The 19,646-nt window shown below is 44.2% G+C and carries 19 protein-coding genes, 1 tRNA gene and 1 pseudogene; 15 read left to right on the top strand and 6 right to left on the bottom strand.

The window, feature by feature from the left end; genetic code table 11:
* Nucleotides 1-72 precede the first annotated feature (72 nt).
* Nucleotides 73-534 carry a YHS domain-containing (seleno)protein gene (locus C504_RS0110830; protein WP_018689360.1) on the top strand — a complete coding sequence of 154 codons (462 nt, stop codon included), beginning with the start codon at nucleotides 73-75 and terminating at the stop codon, nucleotides 532-534.
* Nucleotides 535-536: 2 nt separating this feature from the next.
* Here C504_RS0110830 and C504_RS0110825 read toward each other — a convergent pair whose 3' ends face one another.
* A complete protein-coding gene (locus C504_RS0110825; RefSeq protein WP_018689359.1) occupies nucleotides 537-1,268 on the bottom strand; it encodes an SIMPL domain-containing protein in 732 nt (243 codons plus the stop codon).
* Nucleotides 1,269-1,500: 232 nt separating this feature from the next.
* On the opposite strand from C504_RS0110825, the gene C504_RS0110820 reads away from it, so the two are divergent.
* Nucleotides 1,501-1,577 (top strand) — tRNA-Ile (locus C504_RS0110820).
* A 94-nt stretch (nucleotides 1,578-1,671) separates the two neighbouring features.
* Here C504_RS0110820 and C504_RS17690 read toward each other — a convergent pair.
* The 3 genes from C504_RS17690 to C504_RS0110800 all read right to left on the bottom strand — a co-directional run bounded on the left by C504_RS17690 (nucleotide 1,672) and on the right by C504_RS0110800 (nucleotide 4,339).
* Complete coding sequence (locus tag C504_RS17690; protein ID WP_169385112.1) at nucleotides 1,672-2,751, bottom strand: tyrosine-type recombinase/integrase; 1,080 nt, start codon at nucleotides 2,749-2,751, stop codon at nucleotides 1,672-1,674.
* Entirely contained in the window at nucleotides 2,732-3,163 is a 432-nt protein-coding gene (locus tag C504_RS18940) for a hypothetical protein (protein WP_018689357.1), read from the bottom strand. Before C504_RS18940 ends, C504_RS17690 begins: the two co-directional genes overlap by 20 nt.
* A 678-nt stretch (nucleotides 3,164-3,841) precedes the next feature.
* The gene (locus tag C504_RS0110800) at nucleotides 3,842-4,339 is read right to left on the bottom strand and encodes a hypothetical protein (RefSeq protein WP_018689355.1); all 498 of its coding nucleotides are present in this window, start codon (nucleotides 4,337-4,339) and stop codon (nucleotides 3,842-3,844) included.
* Between the two features lie 232 nt (nucleotides 4,340-4,571).
* Here C504_RS0110800 and C504_RS0110795 point away from each other — a divergent pair, with 232 nt between their 5' ends.
* From C504_RS0110795 to C504_RS0110735, 12 genes are all read left to right on the top strand, one after another.
* Complete coding sequence (locus C504_RS0110795; protein ID WP_018689354.1) at nucleotides 4,572-5,045, top strand: hypothetical protein; 474 nt, start codon at nucleotides 4,572-4,574, stop codon at nucleotides 5,043-5,045.
* Nucleotides 5,042-7,123 (top strand): relaxase/mobilization nuclease domain-containing protein, encoded by a 2,082-nt coding sequence (locus C504_RS0110790; protein ID WP_018689353.1) that lies wholly within the window; start codon nucleotides 5,042-5,044, stop codon nucleotides 7,121-7,123. Before C504_RS0110795 ends, C504_RS0110790 begins: the two co-directional genes overlap by 4 nt.
* 397 nt (nucleotides 7,124-7,520) lie before the next feature.
* On the top strand, nucleotides 7,521-8,735 hold the full coding sequence (locus C504_RS17680; RefSeq protein WP_018689352.1) for a hybrid nucleoside-diphosphate sugar epimerase/sugar transferase: 1,215 nt from the start codon (nucleotides 7,521-7,523) through the stop codon (nucleotides 8,733-8,735).
* Between the two features lie 407 nt (nucleotides 8,736-9,142).
* A complete protein-coding gene (locus C504_RS0110775) occupies nucleotides 9,143-10,093 on the top strand; it encodes a glycosyltransferase (RefSeq protein WP_018689350.1) in 951 nt (316 codons plus the stop codon).
* Between the two features lie 21 nt (nucleotides 10,094-10,114).
* Nucleotides 10,115-11,182 carry a dTDP-glucose 4,6-dehydratase gene (gene rfbB / locus C504_RS0110770; protein WP_018689349.1) on the top strand — a complete coding sequence of 356 codons (1,068 nt, stop codon included), beginning with the start codon at nucleotides 10,115-10,117 and terminating at the stop codon, nucleotides 11,180-11,182.
* The gene (rfbD, locus tag C504_RS0110765; RefSeq protein WP_018689348.1) at nucleotides 11,179-12,075 is read left to right on the top strand and encodes a dTDP-4-dehydrorhamnose reductase; all 897 of its coding nucleotides are present in this window, start codon (nucleotides 11,179-11,181) and stop codon (nucleotides 12,073-12,075) included. The genes rfbB and rfbD overlap by 4 nt, the downstream gene beginning before the upstream one ends.
* Nucleotides 12,072-12,962 carry a glucose-1-phosphate thymidylyltransferase RfbA gene (gene rfbA / locus C504_RS0110760; protein WP_018689347.1) on the top strand — a complete coding sequence of 297 codons (891 nt, stop codon included), beginning with the start codon at nucleotides 12,072-12,074 and terminating at the stop codon, nucleotides 12,960-12,962. The genes rfbD and rfbA overlap by 4 nt, the downstream gene beginning before the upstream one ends.
* A complete protein-coding gene (rfbC, locus tag C504_RS0110755; protein ID WP_026317399.1) occupies nucleotides 12,949-13,518 on the top strand; it encodes a dTDP-4-dehydrorhamnose 3,5-epimerase in 570 nt (189 codons plus the stop codon). The genes rfbA and rfbC overlap by 14 nt, the downstream gene beginning before the upstream one ends.
* Before the next feature lie 241 nt (nucleotides 13,519-13,759).
* Nucleotides 13,760-14,545, top strand: a complete 786-nt coding sequence (locus C504_RS0110750) for an ABC transporter permease (protein WP_018689345.1) — start codon at nucleotides 13,760-13,762, stop codon at nucleotides 14,543-14,545.
* A 10-nt stretch (nucleotides 14,546-14,555) separates the two neighbouring features.
* Nucleotides 14,556-15,296 (top strand): ABC transporter ATP-binding protein, encoded by a 741-nt coding sequence (locus tag C504_RS0110745; protein WP_018689344.1) that lies wholly within the window; start codon nucleotides 14,556-14,558, stop codon nucleotides 15,294-15,296.
* Nucleotides 15,297-15,629: 333 nt separating this feature from the next.
* Nucleotides 15,630-16,586, top strand: a complete 957-nt coding sequence (locus C504_RS0110740; RefSeq protein ID WP_083923169.1) for a DUF4422 domain-containing protein — start codon at nucleotides 15,630-15,632, stop codon at nucleotides 16,584-16,586.
* Between the two features lie 7 nt (nucleotides 16,587-16,593).
* Nucleotides 16,594-17,688, top strand: coding sequence for a glycosyltransferase family 2 protein (locus C504_RS0110735; protein ID WP_018689342.1), 1,095 nt, complete (start codon nucleotides 16,594-16,596; stop codon nucleotides 17,686-17,688).
* 62 nt (nucleotides 17,689-17,750) lie between these two features.
* Here C504_RS0110735 and C504_RS17675 read toward each other — a convergent pair.
* Nucleotides 17,751-18,068 (bottom strand): annotated as a pseudogene (locus C504_RS17675) (integrase core domain-containing protein); the annotation flags it as partial.
* A 101-nt stretch (nucleotides 18,069-18,169) separates the two neighbouring features.
* Here C504_RS17675 and C504_RS0110725 point away from each other — a divergent pair.
* Nucleotides 18,170-19,285, top strand: coding sequence for an IS110 family RNA-guided transposase (locus tag C504_RS0110725; RefSeq protein WP_018687233.1), 1,116 nt, complete (start codon nucleotides 18,170-18,172; stop codon nucleotides 19,283-19,285).
* A 173-nt stretch (nucleotides 19,286-19,458) separates the two neighbouring features.
* On the opposite strand, the gene C504_RS18870 is transcribed toward C504_RS0110725, so the two are convergent.
* On the bottom strand, nucleotides 19,459-19,646 hold a 188-nt coding region (locus C504_RS18870; RefSeq protein ID WP_041951670.1), incomplete at its 5' end, for a four-carbon acid sugar kinase family protein.

Raw genomic sequence — 19,646 nt, 5'->3', positions numbered from 1 at the left:
GCAAAAGCTGTGTTTTGATTTTTCGATACTTATTGATCATGCTTGCGACAATGAAACGAATGGAGCTGATTTATGAAAAATTATAAAAACAAACTCTGCCGCCGTTCGTTTTTCTCAGTAATGCTCGGGGCAGGTGCTCTGATGGCACAATCAGCAAAAGCTGCGAAAATAAATCTTTCAAATGGCGTTGCCATTCAAGGTTATGACCCTGTTGCGTACTTCACACAGAATATGGCTGTAAAAGGTGATGCTTCGATTTCAGTAGAGTTCACTGGTTCAACATACCTGTTTTCAAATGCGGAAAATCGCGATTTATTTCTCGCTAACCCATCCAAATATATGCCGCAATATGGTGGTTATTGTGCTTTTGCCGTCGCCAACGGTGCGTTGGCTCCAATTGATCCAGAAGCATTTACGGTGGTGAACAACAGGCTATATCTCAACCTGTCGAAAGATATTCGCAATCGCTGGCTACGTGATACCAGCGGCAATATCGTCGCTGGTGATCGCAATTGGCCTTCGCTTTCACAATAGAATTATTGTGCGATTTCGAATGTAATATTGACGGTTACATCATAGCTATTTTCGCCTGCAGCGATAGGCACTGGCGCACTCGATGCCACCATTTCCATGCTGCGCATTTTAGCCATCGGGCGCGGCGCATCGTTTTGAGCTTGCTCGCTGATTGTTTTAATCGCTCCAAGCTCCACACCTGCAGCTTCTGCCAAAGTCTTGGCTTTAGCGATGGCGTCTTTCACAGCGTTTGAGCGTGCTTGCTTGATGACTTCGTCAGGATTGTCATTGGTGAAAACAAGATTACCGCCATCATTAACGCCAAGCGAGACCGATGCATCCAAGACATCGCCAACTTTTTCAAGGTCGCGCACCCGCACACTCAAGCTGTTGCGAACAACATAGCCGGTAATACGAGGCTTTTGCTCATCATTGCTGTTATTTGGGTAAACATATTGCGGCTGAATGGAAAAATCAGATGTCTGAAGATCGCGGGCTTCAATACCTGCACTTTGCATTTCTTCGAGCACTTTTTTCATAGCCTCGGTATTCGCGTTCAATGCTTCGCGGGCCGTTTCGGCTTCTTTGGTCACGCCCATTGAGATGATGGCCATATCTGGCGCAACATTGGCGGTTCCGTTGCCAGTAACAGAGATCGTCGGTTTTTGTGATTCATCGGCCATGGCTGGCAAAGACATAACACTGGCTCCAAGTACCGCTAGACTAGCAATTGCGGGTGTCATCAAAAATTTCATAGTAAATTCGCCTCTAAAGTTTCATCCCTGAAAAAGCTTATCTATTGGATATGTGCTAGGATTGTGACGAGAATAAAATATTTCCAAGATATAAATTGGGCGCTTGTCGTAGCAAAAAGAATAGGCTAACCAACCGCAATAGCATTGAACCTTTTCGCAAGTTGGGTGCTTTTCTTTTTAAGATAAGTATTGACTAAAATGTTTGAGGGAATATGCAGCACACTTCAAGGTGGGGCCTGTAGCTCAGTTGGTTAGAGCCGGCGGCTCATAACCGCTTGGTCGGGGGTTCGAGTCCCTCCGGGCCCACCATTCCCCCTTGTTTGCATTGATTTTATTGCGTTATTTGAAGCTTTAATCCCACTTTCGAGATTTCGTAAATTTAGGTGGGACATTTTTGTTCACTTTATGTCACTTCTTTTGCCATTAGTTTGGCAAACGCACTATCTGACAGGCGGTCATTATCAGCCTGTTTTATATAATAGTGCGCAGTCTTTGAATCGCTCCAACCAAAGGCCGCCATGAGTTCTCTCTCGCTTACTCCTGCATAAGCAAGGCGTATGGCCGCGGATTTTCTTAGCCCATGCGTTGAACAATGGGGTAGCTCAGCTTCATCGCACCACTTTCGCATACGGTTTCCAAACCCGTTGCCAGTAAAGCCGCGATTATACTCGTTCAAAAGGAACGTCAGTCCCTTTTGACGTGTGGCTTCAATCGCCATAAATGTGCTCCTAAACATTGGATTAGTAACTTTATTCTGGCTCGAACTATTTGTGCTCTTGCTAGGGGTATAGGTAATTTTATCCACAACCAAATTCTTCGGACCTAAGTTTATTAAATCTTCCCTTCGCGCACCCGTATTTAATGCCAGCTCTAAGGCTGCACGAGCCATTGTGCCGATCGGATGAACCGATCTGAATTTTTCAATTTCCTCCATACTCCAAGCATGGTGGCCTTGAGTCTTATTTATCTTTTCGATGCCGATAGCCGGATTCTTTTCAGCCAAGTCCTCTATAATTGCCCAGTTAAAAACTGCCTTTAGGTATTTTATCAGTTTGTCTGCTGCTGCTGGTGTATCAGCCCGCTTCGATACGCTCATTTGCAAGTGCTTACGCGTGAAACCTCGATAGGGACGATGACCGTGCTCAGCGGCGTACTTTTCCAAAACACTACGTTTGTCTCTTTGAGTAACCGCTTTCTGCTTACGGAATTTTTGCGAAGCAAAATACTGCTTCAGTAAAAAGTTTAGACTATATTTATCATCTGCGGGCACTTCCTCCACACCATTTGAAATGATAGCGTTGGTGAACGCTGCATCATACTCCTGAAGGAATTCTGTGCGTATTTGACCATCTTCGTTGAACGGTAGTTCCTTGAAACGATGTTTAGGACGGCCTCGTAGGCGCAGATACCAACGCAAATTACCATGCCGGTCTTTGTCACAAATTACATATTTACGACCAATTTTAGCCTTCAAAGTCTTCAAAAGCTGCTCCATGATCAAGGTGTTCGTTCTTGTTGCTCAAGCCTTCAATAAGATCATCCACGGCGGCTTCGAGTTCGCTAATTCGCCACATCCTTAACCCTCCAATCTTTTGGCCTTTGGGTACCAAGCCTTGTTCAACCCATAGATCGAACGTGGCTGGTGATATGTCGAGCGCAGCCGCAGCGCTGATGCGCTTGTATAGAATCGGTCGAACATTTGGCCGTTTGTGCTGCACTTTAGAACCTGTACTTTTTCCTTCAGGTCTAAAATGGCTGTCGATGATGCAAAAATATTTTGTATTTTTGGAAAACTGGCTGGGGATTTTCAACTTTTTTGAATTTGACATTTGCAGGGTTATCGAGTCCTGCGATATCGGCCCCGAAAAAGTCAGTTCACTTGGCTTGCTAACCATCTTCACTATTCCTTCGGCCTTCCCAAGAAGCTATGCCTCAACAAGCTAATCAATTTATTAATTGGGCGCTTCATGCGCCGATATGCCTTGATGATGTTGGGGCGGCCATAAATCTCCCAGAGCAACCACCGAATGATTTTGCAGCGCGATATTCTGTAGGCATAGGGCGACACTCTGGATTTAGAAAAGCGAAGCTCAGCGCGCGCGAGAATATCGCATATGCGGGTATGTGCAGGTGGAACGAAGCAGCCGATTAAATAGCCCGAGCCAAAGTTCTTGACGTAATCCCTGCGCACTAAGTCGGGGGCACAGGTCGGCGTTAGTACGATTATGTCTTCGATCGTGCTGATCACAGTAATAAGCTTCATGATGCAGCCCTCCAATGACATGGAAGACGACGGATAGTAATCGTATTACAATAACCTAATTGTTGGGTTGGAAGGATGTTTTGGCAAATGCCAGTATTGACCGACGTGCGTCGATCGTTATTGCTGAACGCAACCATATTTAGCTCCACGCGATTGGAGTTGATGTTGGCCAGGTGCCCTTGGATTGCCGTCCGAGGTGCACCGCTTTTAGCGGTGCTGCGCCTAGATGCTGACGTGAAATCGCCAGCCACCTTAAAATGACCAGCGATTCTAAAAAATCAATCCACGCTTTATAAACACGGTTAACAAGCTATGCAGTCTCTATCGGGGCTACTCTTGAAGCATGGGCTAGTTGGGCTATAGAGCGTGCCAGATTGCCAGTGGGTAAGTTCGACCATTTGGCGGGCATCTCAATGGCGCATGAATCAAGAACAGCAAGCAAACGGGCCGCATTTTTGATGACTGAGATCTCGTGTGCGACAAGCCGTAAAGCATCATTGATGCTGTCGTGTTTATGGTTGTCGAATATTTTGTGAGCACGATCAATCTCTGCCTCACTCAGCTCAGTGCCCAGATTCTTGTCTAAGACGGCTGTTAGCAGGGCATTAAGAGTTCGAGGGTCGAGATTGATCATGAGCTTGATATCTTTCCTAAACTCTTCAAGTTGCTCTTTCATCTGAGACAAATCGCTTAGCTCCTCGCGTAGTAAGCGAATGAGACGTGCAAATGTCGGGGCGGGCATATCAGGCTGTGCTTGTGGCTCAGCGAGAAAATCATCTTCTAGATGTTCGAGATCAAAGTTCGGCATAGTGGGCTCCAATATTTTTTTATGAGACCCGTCCTATCAATGACATAAGTATGAAAATTCCAAATTGTTTTTTTGGCGTGCAGTAATAGCGCAAACACAATTTGATATTTTCAGCCTTCTTTGAGATGATCATTTTGACGACGATTTTATCTTAGCCAGCCGTGCAGCGCGGTACCCGCGCAGCAGCTGGGCAGGGGATTTCATCCCCGTGCACCCCAGAGAAGTTTTTTTGATGCCGAACGAAAATGAGAAGAAAATAGAGGCAAATCGCAGCGGTAGTGAAACGCGGCAAATGGCGGAGCAGCTCAAACTCCGGCTACCTTCAAGCTTGAATCAAAGACTTGTAAGAATGGCTGGCGGCCAAAAACAACGTTCTCAATATGTGCGCGGTTTGATTGAGGATGATCTGAACCAGCGCGGCACCGGCACGAAAAAGATTAAAATAGACGCGTCGTCGAATAATAAAACCATCAGATGGAGCGCAAGCGATCTGGATATTCTGAAGGTTTTGCACCGCGATATGTACGGCCTTAACGGCAGGCAGGTAGCGCTATGCCGAGATCTGCGCACATCTGGTGCTGATAGCGAAACGCGCAAACAGACCGAGCAGCTGCTGGCTGATTTACGCAAAGTCTTGAGCCATGCCAAATCTCTGGTTGAGCTAAAGATAGAGGAAATCTGCCAATCAACGGATCAGTCGCCATGATCATAAATATGAAACGGCATACGGGCAGCAAATGGCTTGCCACTCATTTACTGCGCACTGATGTCAATGAGTGGATCAAGATCAGCGCCCCTGCGCTTATGGCAAGCGATATGCATTCCGCCTTTGATGAGCTGAATGATCTGGTTTTTGATACGCAAACAGAAAAACCGTTTGTGCATGTCATCATGAACCCTTCGATGAACTATACCGAGGATGAGTGGCATGATGCTTGGTATGAATATGAAAAAGAGTTCGGCATTGAAGGCCAGCCTTTTGTCTCTGCACGGCATATGAAACGTGGCAATGGGGGCCGTTTGGCTGCCCATGAGCACCGCCTTTATCTTTGGATAGATTTAGACGGCAAAGTGATACGGGATGATTATTGTGCCATTCGTGCGCAAAAGGTTGCTCGTATCTGCGAATATCAAACATCTGAGCCAATGGTTAGCGGAAGCCATAATCGCGCCATACATGACCAACTAAATAAGACCGGCTACAGCGCAGTCGCTGCTCAGATGCAGCGACTTGGATTATTAGAGAGCAGACGGCCAGAAGCTGTCTCATCAAATGATAGGCAAAAGACAGAACGGGCCAATGATATTGCAGCGGACGAAGTAGGGCGTCTTGCTTTTGAAGCGTGGCAATTGGTTCAAAACGGAACAGCTTTTGAAGAAAGGCTGAAAGAGCGGGGATTACACCTGTGCACTGGAACCAAGGTAATTGGTGTCATAACCGAACGGGGCGTCTTTCATGACCTTCGCCGCATGATGTCATTGGTCGCTAGAGCCAGAAGCGCGAAGGCTCCAAAGAAGGCTGATATCGTCAAAATGATTGGTGATATGACGCTGCCGTCTCACACTGAAGTTCTCGCTGGCCTCAATGTTCAAACAGAACCAACAAATAGCGCAGCAAAGGCCACTGGCCTTACCCGTCTTGAGCGGGCCCTAAAAGCTGAGAAAACCCCAATTATTGCCAATGCCAATAAACCAAACATACCAAGTCCTGCTCAAAGATTAGAGCGGAAGAGGGTGCCCACTAATAAAGGGACGATCAGCAAGCCAAGAGAACCAGCCATCAAGCTGGATGATGGCGCACGGCAGATGCTGAATGCAGCCTTTGATGCAGGTATGCAGGAGATTGGGAACGAAGCGCTTGAACAGCTCGAATATTTAGAGCCACAGCTGAGTTCTAATGCGTTACCAACAAGAGCACATGAAGTGCCGCGCTCTACTACCCCGCATCAAATGCTATCCGAACCAGAAATTGTGCTGGATGAGGGCGCAAGACAGATGCTGAACGCAGCCTTTGATGCAGGTATGCAAGAGATTGGAAACGAAGCTCTTGAACAGCTCGAACATTTAGAGTCGCAGTTGAGTACAAACTTATCACAGCTATCTGCCGAGCCAGCCATAGCCCTAGATGCTCATACGCGCCGGATGCTCAGACAAGCTTTCGATGAAGGTATGAAAGAGATTGGCAATAACGCGCTCGAACACTTAATGGATACACCAATTCCGACCCCTGAAGAGGTGGCAGGATTAGAAGCAAATGAAGCAGTGTTGACAGCAAAGCGGGCAGTTCAGAAACCCAAAGATCAGTATTTATCGACCTCTGAGGTCCAAGAAATAGAGGCGGAAGCGCCCGATATCTCGATTGATGTACCCACCAGCAAAGACACTTACAAAGCAATGCTTGCCAATGTTGACAGGCATTATGGCAGCGACATTCACTTTGTTCATAAGGTCTCCGTAGACAAAAAGATCATTGAACTGAAAGATCGCTCAAAGATCAGAGTAAGTCGCGCAAGCATCAAATGTGCCAATCCAACGGCAAAAGCTGTCGAAATCGCCATTGCAGCAGCCGTAAGCTCTGGCGCCACAGTGTTTGCAATCCGTGCTCATGAAAACTGGATATACGAATTAGCGTATGAGCTTGCAGAGGCGCATGGCATCACGCTCGTTAATAAGGATTGGGACCATTGGTGCTTGATGAGAGATTCAGAGCCAATTCATCCATCTGAAGCGTCTGATCCCCAATCCAATGATGAAGTCATAGATTCGCCTGCGCCAAGATTTTGATTCCGTACCAAACCAGAAAGACTGGGGGCGCTGCCCCCAACGCCGCTGCAAGTAGCAATCGACCAGCCGTGGCTCATCGCTGAAGCTCTTGCGCCCGCACCACCTGGTCAATACCAAATTGCAGCTTTGCCCCCCGCGTTCGCCACGTGGCAGAGCCGTAAATGGGATTTTCGGCTTTAAATGAATGTGAGCTTGTTTGAGATGCCGGTTTGATAGAAAATTGCGCTATTTAATGACTACATTGCGAAGGTGAAGCGAAAAGGTAGGACAACTTATATTGTTCAGTTGAAAAATTATCCACATCATATTTGTGTAGTGGTGGACAGTTTACTTATTGGTAATGTACTCAGCAAGTTAATAGCAATCCGACGTATAATTAGAAGGTTCATATCCGCCCATGGCCATAAAAATTGCCATTCCAGGTGCAAGTGGTTTTGTTGGCAGGCAGATAGTGCCTCTATTGGAGGCTAAAGGATATGAACTGGTCCTTATCGGTCGCCATAAAGCCAGACTTGCGGCAGTATTCCCTAATCGGCGCGTCTTTGATTATGACGATTTAGATGTCGCTTTTAGCGGTGTAGATGCGATTCTCCACCTTGCGGTACTCAATAATAATGTTGTTGCGACAGCGGAAGAATTTGAAATTGCCAATATTGATTTGCTGAAAAATATTATTTTAAAAGCAAAAACCGCAAAAGTAGACAAGATTATTTATACAGCTACAATTCATCAACAAGCTGATAAATCCAATTATGCACACTCGAAAAATGAAGCTGAACGTTTTTTGAATGATTTAAATGTGATGCGTGTCACAATTATACGTTTGCCAATAGTGCACGGCGAGAGGTTCGCGGGCAAGCTAAGCCTCTTGAATGCGTTGCCGTATCCCTTAGCCCGCTATATCGTCTCCGTTTTAGCTAGTTTTAAGGTAACGCTTCACATTACCAAATTGGCTAATTGTATCGATGCTGAATTAAACTCAAAAGCCTCTAATGAGATTTTGCTGACAGATCAGCAGGATGGAAATTTGTTTTACGCAATTGTATGTCGCTTCGTTGATGTTGGGTTTTCTATTAGTATTATCGTTGTTTTCTGGTGGTTATTGATAGTCGTCTGGCTAGCGGTCAAGCTAACCTCTGAGGGAACGGGAATATTTGTACAGCAGCGCGTTGGTCGTTGCGGTAAAGTTTTTTCACTTTATAAATTTCGAACGATGGTCAAGGGCACAAAACAAGTTGGCTCACACGAAATTAATGGTTCCTCGCTGACTAAGATTGGCAAATTTCTACGTAAAACTAAAATTGACGAGCTTCCGCAAATATTTAATATTTTGCGCGGAAATATGAGTTTAATTGGACCAAGGCCATGCTTAATGGTTCAACAGGAGCTTGTAAGTGCTCGTTGGAAGCGTGGCGTTTTTGATGTTCTTCCAGGAATTACAGGCTACGCACAGGTACAGAATATTGATATGTCAAATCCAGAGCTACTAGCCAAAGTAGATGAAGAGTACATTAAATTACGTACACTCCCGTTAGATTTCAGAATTCTGGTGTCCACTATTTTAGGATGGAAAGATAATCGTGATTTGTCTCCACCTAATCGAACCATTTAAAGCTACATATTTTTATTTATAATCGCCGCTTAGCGAGATAGAGAATTCTATGAGCGCATCGAAGTCTTCAGAAGCGCAAATCGCATTTATTTTGAAGCGGGCTGGATGGAATGCTTTTGTTAACGACGCACGCAAAAAACTAGAGACTTGGCGTGCAGGCCCCAGAAATGTTCGGCCATACTGTCTAATCGGCGATATAACGTCGATTTCGCTTATAAATCGCTCAAACGAACCAATTCACGCTTGAGCACTAACCCCGGAAAATACTCCAGCCGGGAGGTCCAAAGTTGGGGGCAGCTCATTTCTCTATTGAAGTTCAAAAGACAATATGACATCACGCCTCATCTTGTATATGTTATTCGCTCACATATTGTAATTTTTTGTAAGGTTCTACTAAATTGGAAGATGTGGCTATTGAACGAGAGACTACAGATGATGTTTCTTTGGTTGTTATACTTGGTTATTATGAAGGATCAGATTTTATATCAGACCAAGTTAAGTCAATAGTTAAACAAAAATATAAAAATATTAAGTTGCATATTTTCGATGATAGCTCAAGAAATCCTCTAGTCATTGATGATTTAGATTTGACGAGGGATCAAATGCAAATGTTAAAGATCCACAATAGACAATCAAATGTTGGTTTCTCTCAAAATTTTCTTCGCGCACTCCGCAGGAAATACCATGGCGTCAAATATTTTGCGTTTAGTGATCAAGATGACATATGGGATGAGGATAAACTTGCTAAAGCAGTTGAAGTAATCGAAACGTTCCAATCGGATATTCCTGTGCTTTATTGTTCACGTACGGAAAGTGTGGATAGTGCCGGTAATAATATGAATGTCTTATCTCCTCTTTATAAAAAAAGTCCAAGTTTTTCTAATGCGTTGGTGCAGAGTATAAGCGGTGGCAATACGATGGTTTTTAATAGGGCTGCTCGTGATTTGATTGTTACTTTTTCGGAAGGGCACAAAATTGTTTCACACGATTGGTGGTGCTATCAAGTTATTAGCGGAGCTGGCGGCATTGTTTATTATGATTCAACCTCACACGTGAAATATAGGCAGCATGAAAAAAATATAGTTGGTAGTAATGTTGGCGTGCGCGCAGGCATTCAGCGTGCTTTCGCTGTCTTCCGTGGACGCTTTAAGCTGTGGAATGATGTTAATTTAAAAGCCTTGGAGTGCAATCAAGCGTACTTGACTGAAGTGAACCAAACGCGACTGTTAGATTTTATTGAGGCTCGCCGCTCCATGTTTTTTAAACGGCTATTCTTAGCAAAAAGAGCTGGTATTCACCGGCAGAGTTTTCTAGGGAATTGTGGTCTTTTATTCGCGTTATTATTTAATAAATTATAAGTAGGCACTTAAGGGGAAAAAATGACCGTATTAATAACAGGTGGGGCTGGTTTCATTGGATCAAATTTCGCTATAAATTGGCTAGACCAATCAGACGAGACGATCGTTAATCTTGATAAATTAACCTATGCTGGCAATATGGGTAATATCTCTGCTCTGCAAGATGATGGTCGTCATATATTTATACATGGTGATATTGAAGACCAATCACTGTTGCAAAAGATATTTCTTGAACACGCACCACGTGCAGTTATTAATTTTGCAGCCGAATCGCATGTTGATCGTTCTATAGATGGGCCCGAAGTGTTCATGCAGACGAACGTAATTGGTACTTTGCGTTTGTTAGAGGCCTCGCGAAACCACTGGAAAAATTTAGCCGAACAAGAAAAAGACAAGTTTCGATTTCTTCATGTTTCAACGGATGAGGTTTATGGCTCTTTAACGCCTAATGCGCCGCCATTTGTAGAGACAAGTCGTTACGAACCCAATAGTCCTTATAGCGCAAGTAAAGCCTCCTCTGATCATTTAGTGCGTGCATACCATCATACTTATGGATTGCCCGTTTTGACAACAAATTGCTCAAATAATTATGGTCCTTATCAGTTCCCAGAAAAGCTAATACCGCTGGTCATACACAACGCGCTGAGGCATCAACCGTTGCCAATTTACGGTGACGGTTTGCAGATTCGCGACTGGTTATATGTAAAAGATCATTGTAGTGCGATATGTTCTGTTTTGGATAAAGGAAGACTTGGGGAAGTTTACAATATTGGTGGGCTTAATGAAAAATCTAACATAGATATCGTTCATTCTCTGTGCGGTATTCTGGACGAATTAGTCCCCTGCGCTGCGGACACTCCCCTAAAGAGCTATAAAGATCTTATCAAATTTGTAAAAGATAGGCCTGGTCACGATCGCCGTTATGCCATTGATGCAAGTAAAATTGAACATGAATTAGGGTGGAGGCCATCAGAAACGTTTGAAAGCGGGATTCTAAAGACAGTGAAATGGTATATCAGCAATCAAGAGTGGGTTGAAGATATTAGAAGTGGAGAATACCAAAGCTGGATCCAGAAGCAGTACAAATGAGAATTCTTCTGCTCGGCGCAAATGGACAACTTGGCTGTACACTAAAGCGTAAGTTGCTTTGTGTGGGTGATGTCAAAGCATGCGCACGCGCTGAGGTGGATTTATCCGATAATGCCTCAATCAAGCAAGCTATTGAAGTTTATAATCCGGACTGTATTGTAAATGCGGCGGCCTATACAGACGTTGATAAAGCTGAGAATGAGCAGGATCTTGCTTTTGCAGTGAATGCAGAAGCAGTTTCTACTATATCACAAGAAGCTAGGCGACTGGACGCATTGTATATCCATTTTTCGACGGATTATGTCTTTGATGGTAGGAAAAAGGTACCATATACAGAAATAGATTTTAGAAACCCTATAAATGTTTATGGGCGATCCAAATTAGCCGGAGAAAACACCATATTAGCTAGTGGTTGCAGGCACTTCATTTTTCGCACATCATGGGTTATTGGTCCGGATGGTGGAAACTTCGCTAGAACAATTTTACGATTAGCAAGAGAACGCGAAACGCTTAATGTTATTAATGATCAATATGGTGTTCCAACAAGCACCGATTTGATCTCGAAAGTAACCGTTGAGGCCATAAAGTCGACAAACAAAAATGCTTGGCCTTCAGGTATTTATCATTTAGTTCCTAAAGGACAAACTACTTGGTATGGGATCGCTATAAAACTTATTCAGATTGCGAGCGCAGAAAATATAACATTGGCGACTAATGAAAATTCAGTGTATCCGATCCTGACTTCTCAATACCCCATGCTAGCTGCGCGTCCTGCAAACTCTTTGCTCAATACATCAAAATTAGATCGAGCGCTTAGCTTCGATCTGCCTCAATGGTCGGATGACTTTTATGATGTAGCCAACCAAATTATAAGGAGTTTTAAATCGACATGAAGCGTAAAGGTATTATACTTGCCGGTGGGTCCGGCACTCGATTGTATCCTGCGACACAAGCAGTTTCAAAACAGCTGCTCCCAGTGTTTGATAAGCCTATGATTTATTATCCAATTTCAACTTTGATGCTTGCAGGCATACGTGAAATCTTAGTGATTTCTACTCCTAGAGACACACCTATGTTTAAAGATTTATTAGGTGATGGTACTAATTGGGGTCTTAACATTCAATATGCTGTTCAGCCATCACCAGATGGACTTGCTCAAGCATTGATAATTGGGGAAAGTTTTTTAGGCGGATCTCCATCCACACTTATCCTAGGCGATAATGTTTATTACGGTGACAGATTACCTGACAGGCTCGCTGCCGCTAGTAACCAAAAGAGTGGGGCAACGATTTTTGCCTACCGTGTCCTCGATCCCGAACGCTATGGCGTTGTGGATTTCAATAAAATGGGTCAAGCTATCAGCTTAGAAGAGAAGCCTGAAGAGCCCAAGTCAAATTATGCTATTACCGGTCTTTATTTTTATGACGAACATGCGCCTGAATATGCAAAGCGTGTTAAGCCTTCATCCCGAGGGGAGCTCGAAATAACTGACCTTAACAGAATATACCTTGATCAAGGACAGCTATCAGTCGAGCAGATGAGTCGTGGTTATGCTTGGCTTGATACTGGTACCCATGAAAGCCTACTCGAAGCATCGCAATTCGTGCAAACAATAGAGCATCGTCAAGGTTTAAAAATAGCTTGTCCCGAGGAAATCGCATTTAAGCAAGGTTGGATCACCTCGGCTCAATTGGAGAAATTAGCTCAGCCGATGCTTAAAAACGCTTATGGAAAATATCTCTTGCGAGTTGTCGAGGAGTTTCAACGTGAGATTCACTAATTCTGAGTTGGCAGGTGTGAAGATTATTGAACCTAGTGTATATGGCGATGAGCGAGGCTTTTTTTTTGAAAGCTTTAACCAACAAAATTTTGAATCGGCTGTGGGTGGCTCTGTTCGCTTCGTACAAGATAATCACTCAAAGTCGACAAAAGGCGTTTTAAGGGGGCTTCATTATCAGCTCGGTCCCAAAGCGCAGGGCAAACTTGTCCGTGTTATTCAAGGCGAGGTTTACGATGTTGTAGTAGACATCAGAAAATTTTCACCTACTTTTGGCAGTTGGTTTGGCCAAATATTGTCAAGTGAAAACAAAAAACAAGTTTGGATACCAGAGGGTTTCGCGCATGGATTTTTAACGCTTTCGGATACAGCGGAGTTTTTATACAAAACTACAAATTATTACGCTCCCGAATTTGAACGTACAATTAGATGGGATGACCCTACAATTCAAATTAACTGGCCATCCGATTTAGCGCCCATTGTTTCCAGGAAAGACCATATGGCAAAAGATTTCCAAAGTGCCGATGTTTTTACAGAAGATCCAGATAGGTTGAAGTAAGCGGTTTGATGCCGGCAAGGAGGATTAGATGTAGATTTTCAGCAGTAGGATCGCATCATGATAAAAATCCCACACGAATCATGTTCTGTTGATTTTTCATAATCCATTTGGAAGGGAAGATTAGTATTGAAAATACAGCCTTCTATCGAGGGGTAATAAAAATGAATTTATACTTTTTTTGAGGAGTTTTGCGAGAAGGGTGTGTAGGAAATTTTAATGAAATTCAGTATGCGGACAATTTATGAAAATAGCAATAAACGATATAAGTGATGCTTTAAAAAAAATAGACATTGCGCTGGTTTTCGGTTGGCAAGATGTATCGCAAAGGTACAGGCGATCGCGTATAGGTGCTTTTTGGATTACTATAAATATGGCGGTGATGATCGTAGCTCTTGGCATCATTTTTGGAACTTTGTTTCGAATGCCGATGGAGGAGTTTCTCCCGCAGGTTGCTGCTGGTTTAATTGTTTGGACCTTTTTTATGAGTGTTATCATGGAGGGAGGGGCGAGCTACATAGAGGCTAGTGCAACGATTTTGCAAGTTAAAATGCCATTTAGCACTCATATCATTCGTGTATTATGGCGTAACCTCATCATTATGGCTCACAATATAATTATTATCCCATTCATTTTAATCTTCTTTATGAAACCAATGACAATGTCTGTTTTTCTACTTCCGCTAGGAATGATAATAGGTATCGTAAATGTTTTATGGATGGCGATCTTCTTGTCGATAGTTTGCACTCGTTTTCGCGATGTGCCAATGATCGTCCAGAATGTGATGCAAATCTGTTTTTACGCCACACCTATAATGTGGGCGCCTTCCATATTACCAGACGGTATGCCTCAACTGCTTATACAATTCAATCCGTTTTATCATCTGCTTCAAGTAGTACGCATGCCAATGCTAAGTGAGACACCGGATATGGTGAACTGGATTGTATGTATATCTATGGCCTTTTTCGGTTGGATTCTCGCTCTCGTGTTTTTTGACCGTTATCAACAACGTATAACCTACTGGCTTTAAGGGAGGTGCAATGCCCCATATCGAACTCAATGCTGCGAGCGTCCAATTTCCTATATATAATGCGAAAACTCGCTCACTAAAAAATAAATTTCTGCAAGCAACAACTGGCGGCTTCATAAATGAGGAGCAGGATGGACGTTTAGTTATTAATGGTTTGAATAACATAACGTTGTCGATACATGATGGGGAGAGAGTTGGGCTGATCGGACATAATGGATCAGGTAAGACCACTTTGCTTCGCGTTTTATCGGGTATATATATACCTAATAGCGGTTTAGCGACTATATCGGGCGAATGTGTCTCTTTGATTAACATATCACTAGGTATTGATCAAGAAGCGACCGGCAGAGATAACATAAGGCTTCGCGCTGCCATGATGGGCGTTAGTCGGCATCAATTAGAGCAAGAATATGACAATATTGCTGAGTTTTCTGGTCTTGGTGAGTTTCTCGATATGCCGTTCAGAACTTATTCCAGCGGCATGCAAATGCGCTTGGCATTTTCGGTTTCAACTTCCATAAAACCGGAAATTCTTATTATGGATGAATGGTTATCTACTGGAGATGAAGACTTTAAAGCCAAAGCTGAACAGAGAATGTCTGAACTCGTAAGCAATGCTCATATTCTTATACTTGCTAGCCACTCTCGTGATCTACTATTAAATAATTGCGAGCGTTTGATCTGGCTTGAGCATGGTTCAATTCGGATGGACGGCCCTGCTGAAGAGGTCGCTACTGCTTATTTCGATTGATCTAAATATTTATATGCATGGGAAATGCTCAACCATTTACTGCTTAGAACGCTGCCTTTGGGGAGGTTTGTCACATAATTCAAGAATGTACTTGCATAATTTCGACCAATTAGAATAACTATAAATTCGAAATTGTAATAAACTGTTGGACTCGTGTTTTGAAAGTATTATAAATCTGTTGTCTTGAATGATAAAGTAAAATTCCTCTAAATTGAATGCCGACCTTGCGATTGCTAATTACATCAAGACAATTCCCCCCTATGGATATGGCAGTTGCTCTTTTGTTTTTGAGGTCGGTTTAGAATTTCATTTTTAACGAATCGTGAATTTACAATGGGACAATCTGAAATGTCATCTATGCCATCAGTCAAGATATATGTTGTTGGCTTCGACCGTTTTGGGGCTCCACCATCTGATATTTTTGTACCAATCCAAGCCGGTAAGAGTAAAAGTTTGGACCAGTTCGAGGTACTTGGTGATAACACTGGCGACAATATCTCTGATCTCAATGCGATATACGCTGAAATGACCGCTATGTATTGGGTGTGGAAGAACGCTCAAAAAACAGACTATGTCGGATTCTTTCACTATCGCAGATATTTGGATTTCAGTGGGAGGCCGCCCATTGGAAACTCAGATTATTCTTTCTCTGATGCTAATTTGGTTACTCGGGTCCGTTATGGTTGGTTGGATGAAAATATTCGATCCTCTGTAGCCAAGCATGATATAATTGCGCCGCCTTTAGATGAAATTGGTAATCCACAAGATGGCTATAAGTCGAGCACCAGTCTCTACGAGCAATACCTTTGTTACCATGTAGGTCGTGATATTGACCTAGTGTTAGAAGAAACAAAAAAGAAATCGGATAACCCAAGAGAAATTGACGAAGCATTCCAGAGCCATTACGCGACCTTTAATCATATGTACGTTATGAAGTGGGACCTATTCGAAGAGTATATGGAGTGGGCATTTAGTATACTTGAAGCGGTCAGACCCCAAATTGCACTTTCAGAACCAATATACGGTAAGGGCCAATTACAATCGCGCGCACTTGGATTTCTCGGCGAGCGTCTATTTAACGTATTTTTAACAATCAAAAAGAAGCAAGGTGTGGACGTTGCTCATGTTTCTCGTGTATTTGGTTATGCGGCAGTATCCACGAAGAAGAAGCTCAATCTACGGCTCGCGGTTTCGAAGTTTTTCACGCGCCTCTTTGAATATAAGAAAATTCGCCGCGGCGTCTATGTGAAGGCCTTTGGTATATCTTTCACATACTACAAGCCTTATTGAGGATTTCATGATTGATATAACAGTTGGCATTTCGGCATACAACTCAGCCGAATTTATTGAGCAAGCAGTAGAGAGCGTTCTTTCACAGGAAGGTCGCTCCTTCGAAGTAATAGTTATCGACGATGGTTCGAAAGATAACACTGCTGAACTTGTTGAAGCCATAGCGAAACGAGACGATCGTGTTAGGCTTTATCAAAAACTGAATAGTGGGCTTGGCGCATCGCGAAACGATGTTATTGATCAAGCGAGAGGCCGATTTATCCATTTTATGGACGGCGACGATTATATGGGGCCAAACTTCCTTGATGCTATGGTGTCTCGCGCTTATGCCTTGAATGCAGATGTAATAATTAGCACGTATTATGAGGTTTCTGCTAATGATCTGGTTAAGGCCGAACGCGGCCTTCCAAGAGAGCTTGCTGAATATACAAAAGGGTTTCACTGGACCAAGAAGCCAATTGTTCTTCTTTCTAGAACCCCTGTGTGGGATAAAATTTACAGTAAAGAATTCCTTATTAAAAATGCTATTCGTTTTATTGAGACTGGCGCTGAAGACATTCCTTTCAGTTGGAACACTTTGGTGCAGGCACAAAAGATAGGAACTGTTTGGACGCCTTATTTCTATTACCGAGTTCGAAAAGCCTCACTCACTGGTAGTCTTTCTCTCGTAGACGACGTTTTTACGGCTGTAGATGCAGCCGAAGAAATTTTGAAGTCACATCCTAGGTGGAGAAGGATAAAGCCGTATTTTGTTGCACGGTCCATATGTGAAATTGGATATCTTCTTGTTAAGGCCCGTGAAAGCTTCTTAAGTAATAATACTGCACGTGATATTTACTTTGGACGGATGATTGAGAAATTTAAGAAGTTTGACGTCGATCTGAAACCTAAAGTCTATGAGCAGATCGATCCAATTTATTATGAAATCTATCTCGCTGTTCAAAACGGCCTTTCGGCAAAGGAACTTGGTGATTGGTTTTCGACGAACGTTTCTCCATATGCGCAGGAAACCACAAAGAGCTATGTTATTCTGTTAGACGCCACTCAATTCAAGGCTGTAGTCAGAGTTTTGATCAACAAATTGCGCCAAAGATCTTTTTGAGTCTGACCTGAGACCCGTTTCCCCTCCAATTTATTGGAGAATCCGTCGGTTTGTCTTAGACCTTAAGCGGCCTGTTTTTGCAATGTCACTTTCGTTGCGTATTCTTGAGGCGTGAGATTGCCCAGTGATGAGCGTGGTCTGTTCCGGTTGTAATCCTCCTTCCATTCGGTGATGAGATGACGGGCATGGCTGAGCGATGAAAACAATGTCTCATTGAGACACTCGTCGCGGAAGCTGCCATTGAAGCTTTCGACCAAGCCGTTCTGCATTGGCTTGCCAGGCTGGATGTAATGCCATTCGACATTTGTTTCCTGAGACCATTTGAGGATAGCCATACTGGTGAACTCCGTGCCGTTGTCGCTGACAATGGTATTTGGTCTGTAAGACTGCATGTCTTTTTTCGGCGGCGTGATGCTGTATTGATTTATGCTGGCTTTGAGAGGGATTGGCATCCTGCTGCCCTTCAACTTGGAGGCATGGTATGGAAGACAAATCAAAAGTAGTTTTCGTTGGGCTTGATGCGTCAAAGGATACGCTGGCGGTTTCAGTTGCAGATGAAGGCCGGAACGGTGAAGTACGCGATTGGGGGACTGTTTCAACTGCACCCCATGCTGTTGATAAGCTGCTCAAAAAGCTAGCCGCGCAATACCACCGAGTTGAGATGTGCTATGAGGCAGGGCCAACAGGTTATGGACTGTATCGGCAGATTACGGCGTTTGGGTTTTCCTGTTGCGTGGTTGCCCCGTCCCTGATCCCGATGCGTTCAGGTGAACGGATAAAAACTGACAGGCGTGATGCGATGCGTCTGGCGCGCCTTCTAAGGGCGGGGGAATTAACACCAGTTTGGGTACCCGATGAGACCCACGAGGCCATGCGAGATTTGGTGCGGGCACGCGAAAGTGCCGCTGAAGATCAGCGCCACAAACGCCAGTTGATTTCGGCCTTTCTCCTGCGCCATGGTCGAATTTATCACCGACCCAAGACATGGACAATGCGTTATCGCCGGTGGCTACAACAACAGTCCTTTGATCACCCTGCGCAACAGATCGCTTTACAGGAAATGATTATGGCCGAGCGTCACGCTGTCGAACGTGTTGCCCGACTAACCGACGGTATCGAACAGTTAATTCCAAATTGGCAATTGGGACCGGTTGTTGATGCATTACAAGCACTGCGCGGTGTTGCGCTGATCAGTGCTGTTACATTTATGGCTGAGATTGGCGATGTTCGCCGATTTGAAAATCCGCGCAAGTTGATGGCCTATTTGGGCTTGGTACCCAGTGAGTATTCCACGGGTCAGACGACCAAACGTGGCGGGATCACCAAAGCTGGCAATTCTAGGGTCCGGCGCACGCTGGTGGAGGGAGCTTGGACATATCGGTTTCCAGCGCGAGTCGGCGAAAGGAAGCTCTACGTCCTGCAAAAACTACCGCCTGAGATACAGGACATCGCTTGGAAGGCACAATCAAGGCTGACAGCGCGATATCGGCGGCTTAGCCAGCGCGGTAAGAAGAAGACAGTGATAACAACGGCAATCGCCCGAGAAATGTCAGCATTCATGTGGGATATTGCCCGAAGGACAATGCCAGTGCCTTAGCCGGTCCAACCTTTCACGCCTATTGGCGGGAACGAGATCACGGCAGGGGAATATCCGACATCGCTTTGTGGCCAACATAAGTTGACGCCCGATGTAAGACAGGAATAGCCCCGAGACGCACATGCGGTCATGCGGTATCCAATCCGCGTATCAGAGTTTGTTAACCGACGTCTTCAGATCTCGTTCCCACCAATGTGCGCCACAGTAACGTTGAAACCCGCCAGCGGGTGCTTTGACGCGCATAAATCATTGACAAAAGACATCAGAGCGATATGCCCAACATTCCATTTTGTTTGGTAGCTAAGCCAGCGCCGCAAATCTGCATCCGTCATGGGTGTTAGCGGGTGATTGCGCATACCGC

The sequence above is a fragment of the Ahrensia kielensis DSM 5890 genome (assembly GCF_000374465.1).
GTDB classification, from domain to species: Bacteria; Pseudomonadota; Alphaproteobacteria; order Rhizobiales; family Rhizobiaceae; genus Ahrensia; species Ahrensia kielensis.
This window is presented reverse-complemented; position numbering and strand designations above follow the sequence as displayed.

Coding starts and splice junctions, on each gene's coding strand:
- C504_RS0110745 (WP_018689344.1), top strand. CDS start 14,556: ATGCCCCATATCGAACTCAATGCTGCGAGCGTCCAATTTCCTATATAT.
- C504_RS0110750 (WP_018689345.1), top strand. CDS start 13,760: ATGAAAATAGCAATAAACGATATAAGTGATGCTTTAAAAAAAATAGAC.
- C504_RS0110740 (WP_083923169.1), top strand. CDS start 15,630: ATGGGACAATCTGAAATGTCATCTATGCCATCAGTCAAGATATATGTT.
- C504_RS0110830 (WP_018689360.1), top strand. CDS start 73: ATGAAAAATTATAAAAACAAACTCTGCCGCCGTTCGTTTTTCTCAGTA.
- rfbD (WP_018689348.1), top strand. CDS start 11,179: ATGAGAATTCTTCTGCTCGGCGCAAATGGACAACTTGGCTGTACACTA.
- C504_RS0110790 (WP_018689353.1), top strand. CDS start 5,042: ATGATCATAAATATGAAACGGCATACGGGCAGCAAATGGCTTGCCACT.
- C504_RS0110825 (WP_018689359.1), bottom strand. CDS start 1,268: ATGAAATTTTTGATGACACCCGCAATTGCTAGTCTAGCGGTACTTGGA.
- C504_RS0110735 (WP_018689342.1), top strand. CDS start 16,594: ATGATTGATATAACAGTTGGCATTTCGGCATACAACTCAGCCGAATTT.
- C504_RS17680 (WP_018689352.1), top strand. CDS start 7,521: ATGGCCATAAAAATTGCCATTCCAGGTGCAAGTGGTTTTGTTGGCAGG.
- rfbA (WP_018689347.1), top strand. CDS start 12,072: ATGAAGCGTAAAGGTATTATACTTGCCGGTGGGTCCGGCACTCGATTG.
- rfbB (WP_018689349.1), top strand. CDS start 10,115: ATGACCGTATTAATAACAGGTGGGGCTGGTTTCATTGGATCAAATTTC.
- C504_RS0110795 (WP_018689354.1), top strand. CDS start 4,572: ATGCCGAACGAAAATGAGAAGAAAATAGAGGCAAATCGCAGCGGTAGT.
- C504_RS0110725 (WP_018687233.1), top strand. CDS start 18,170: ATGGAAGACAAATCAAAAGTAGTTTTCGTTGGGCTTGATGCGTCAAAG.
- C504_RS0110800 (WP_018689355.1), bottom strand. CDS start 4,339: ATGCCGAACTTTGATCTCGAACATCTAGAAGATGATTTTCTCGCTGAG.
- C504_RS18940 (WP_018689357.1), bottom strand. CDS start 3,163: ATGGTTAGCAAGCCAAGTGAACTGACTTTTTCGGGGCCGATATCGCAG.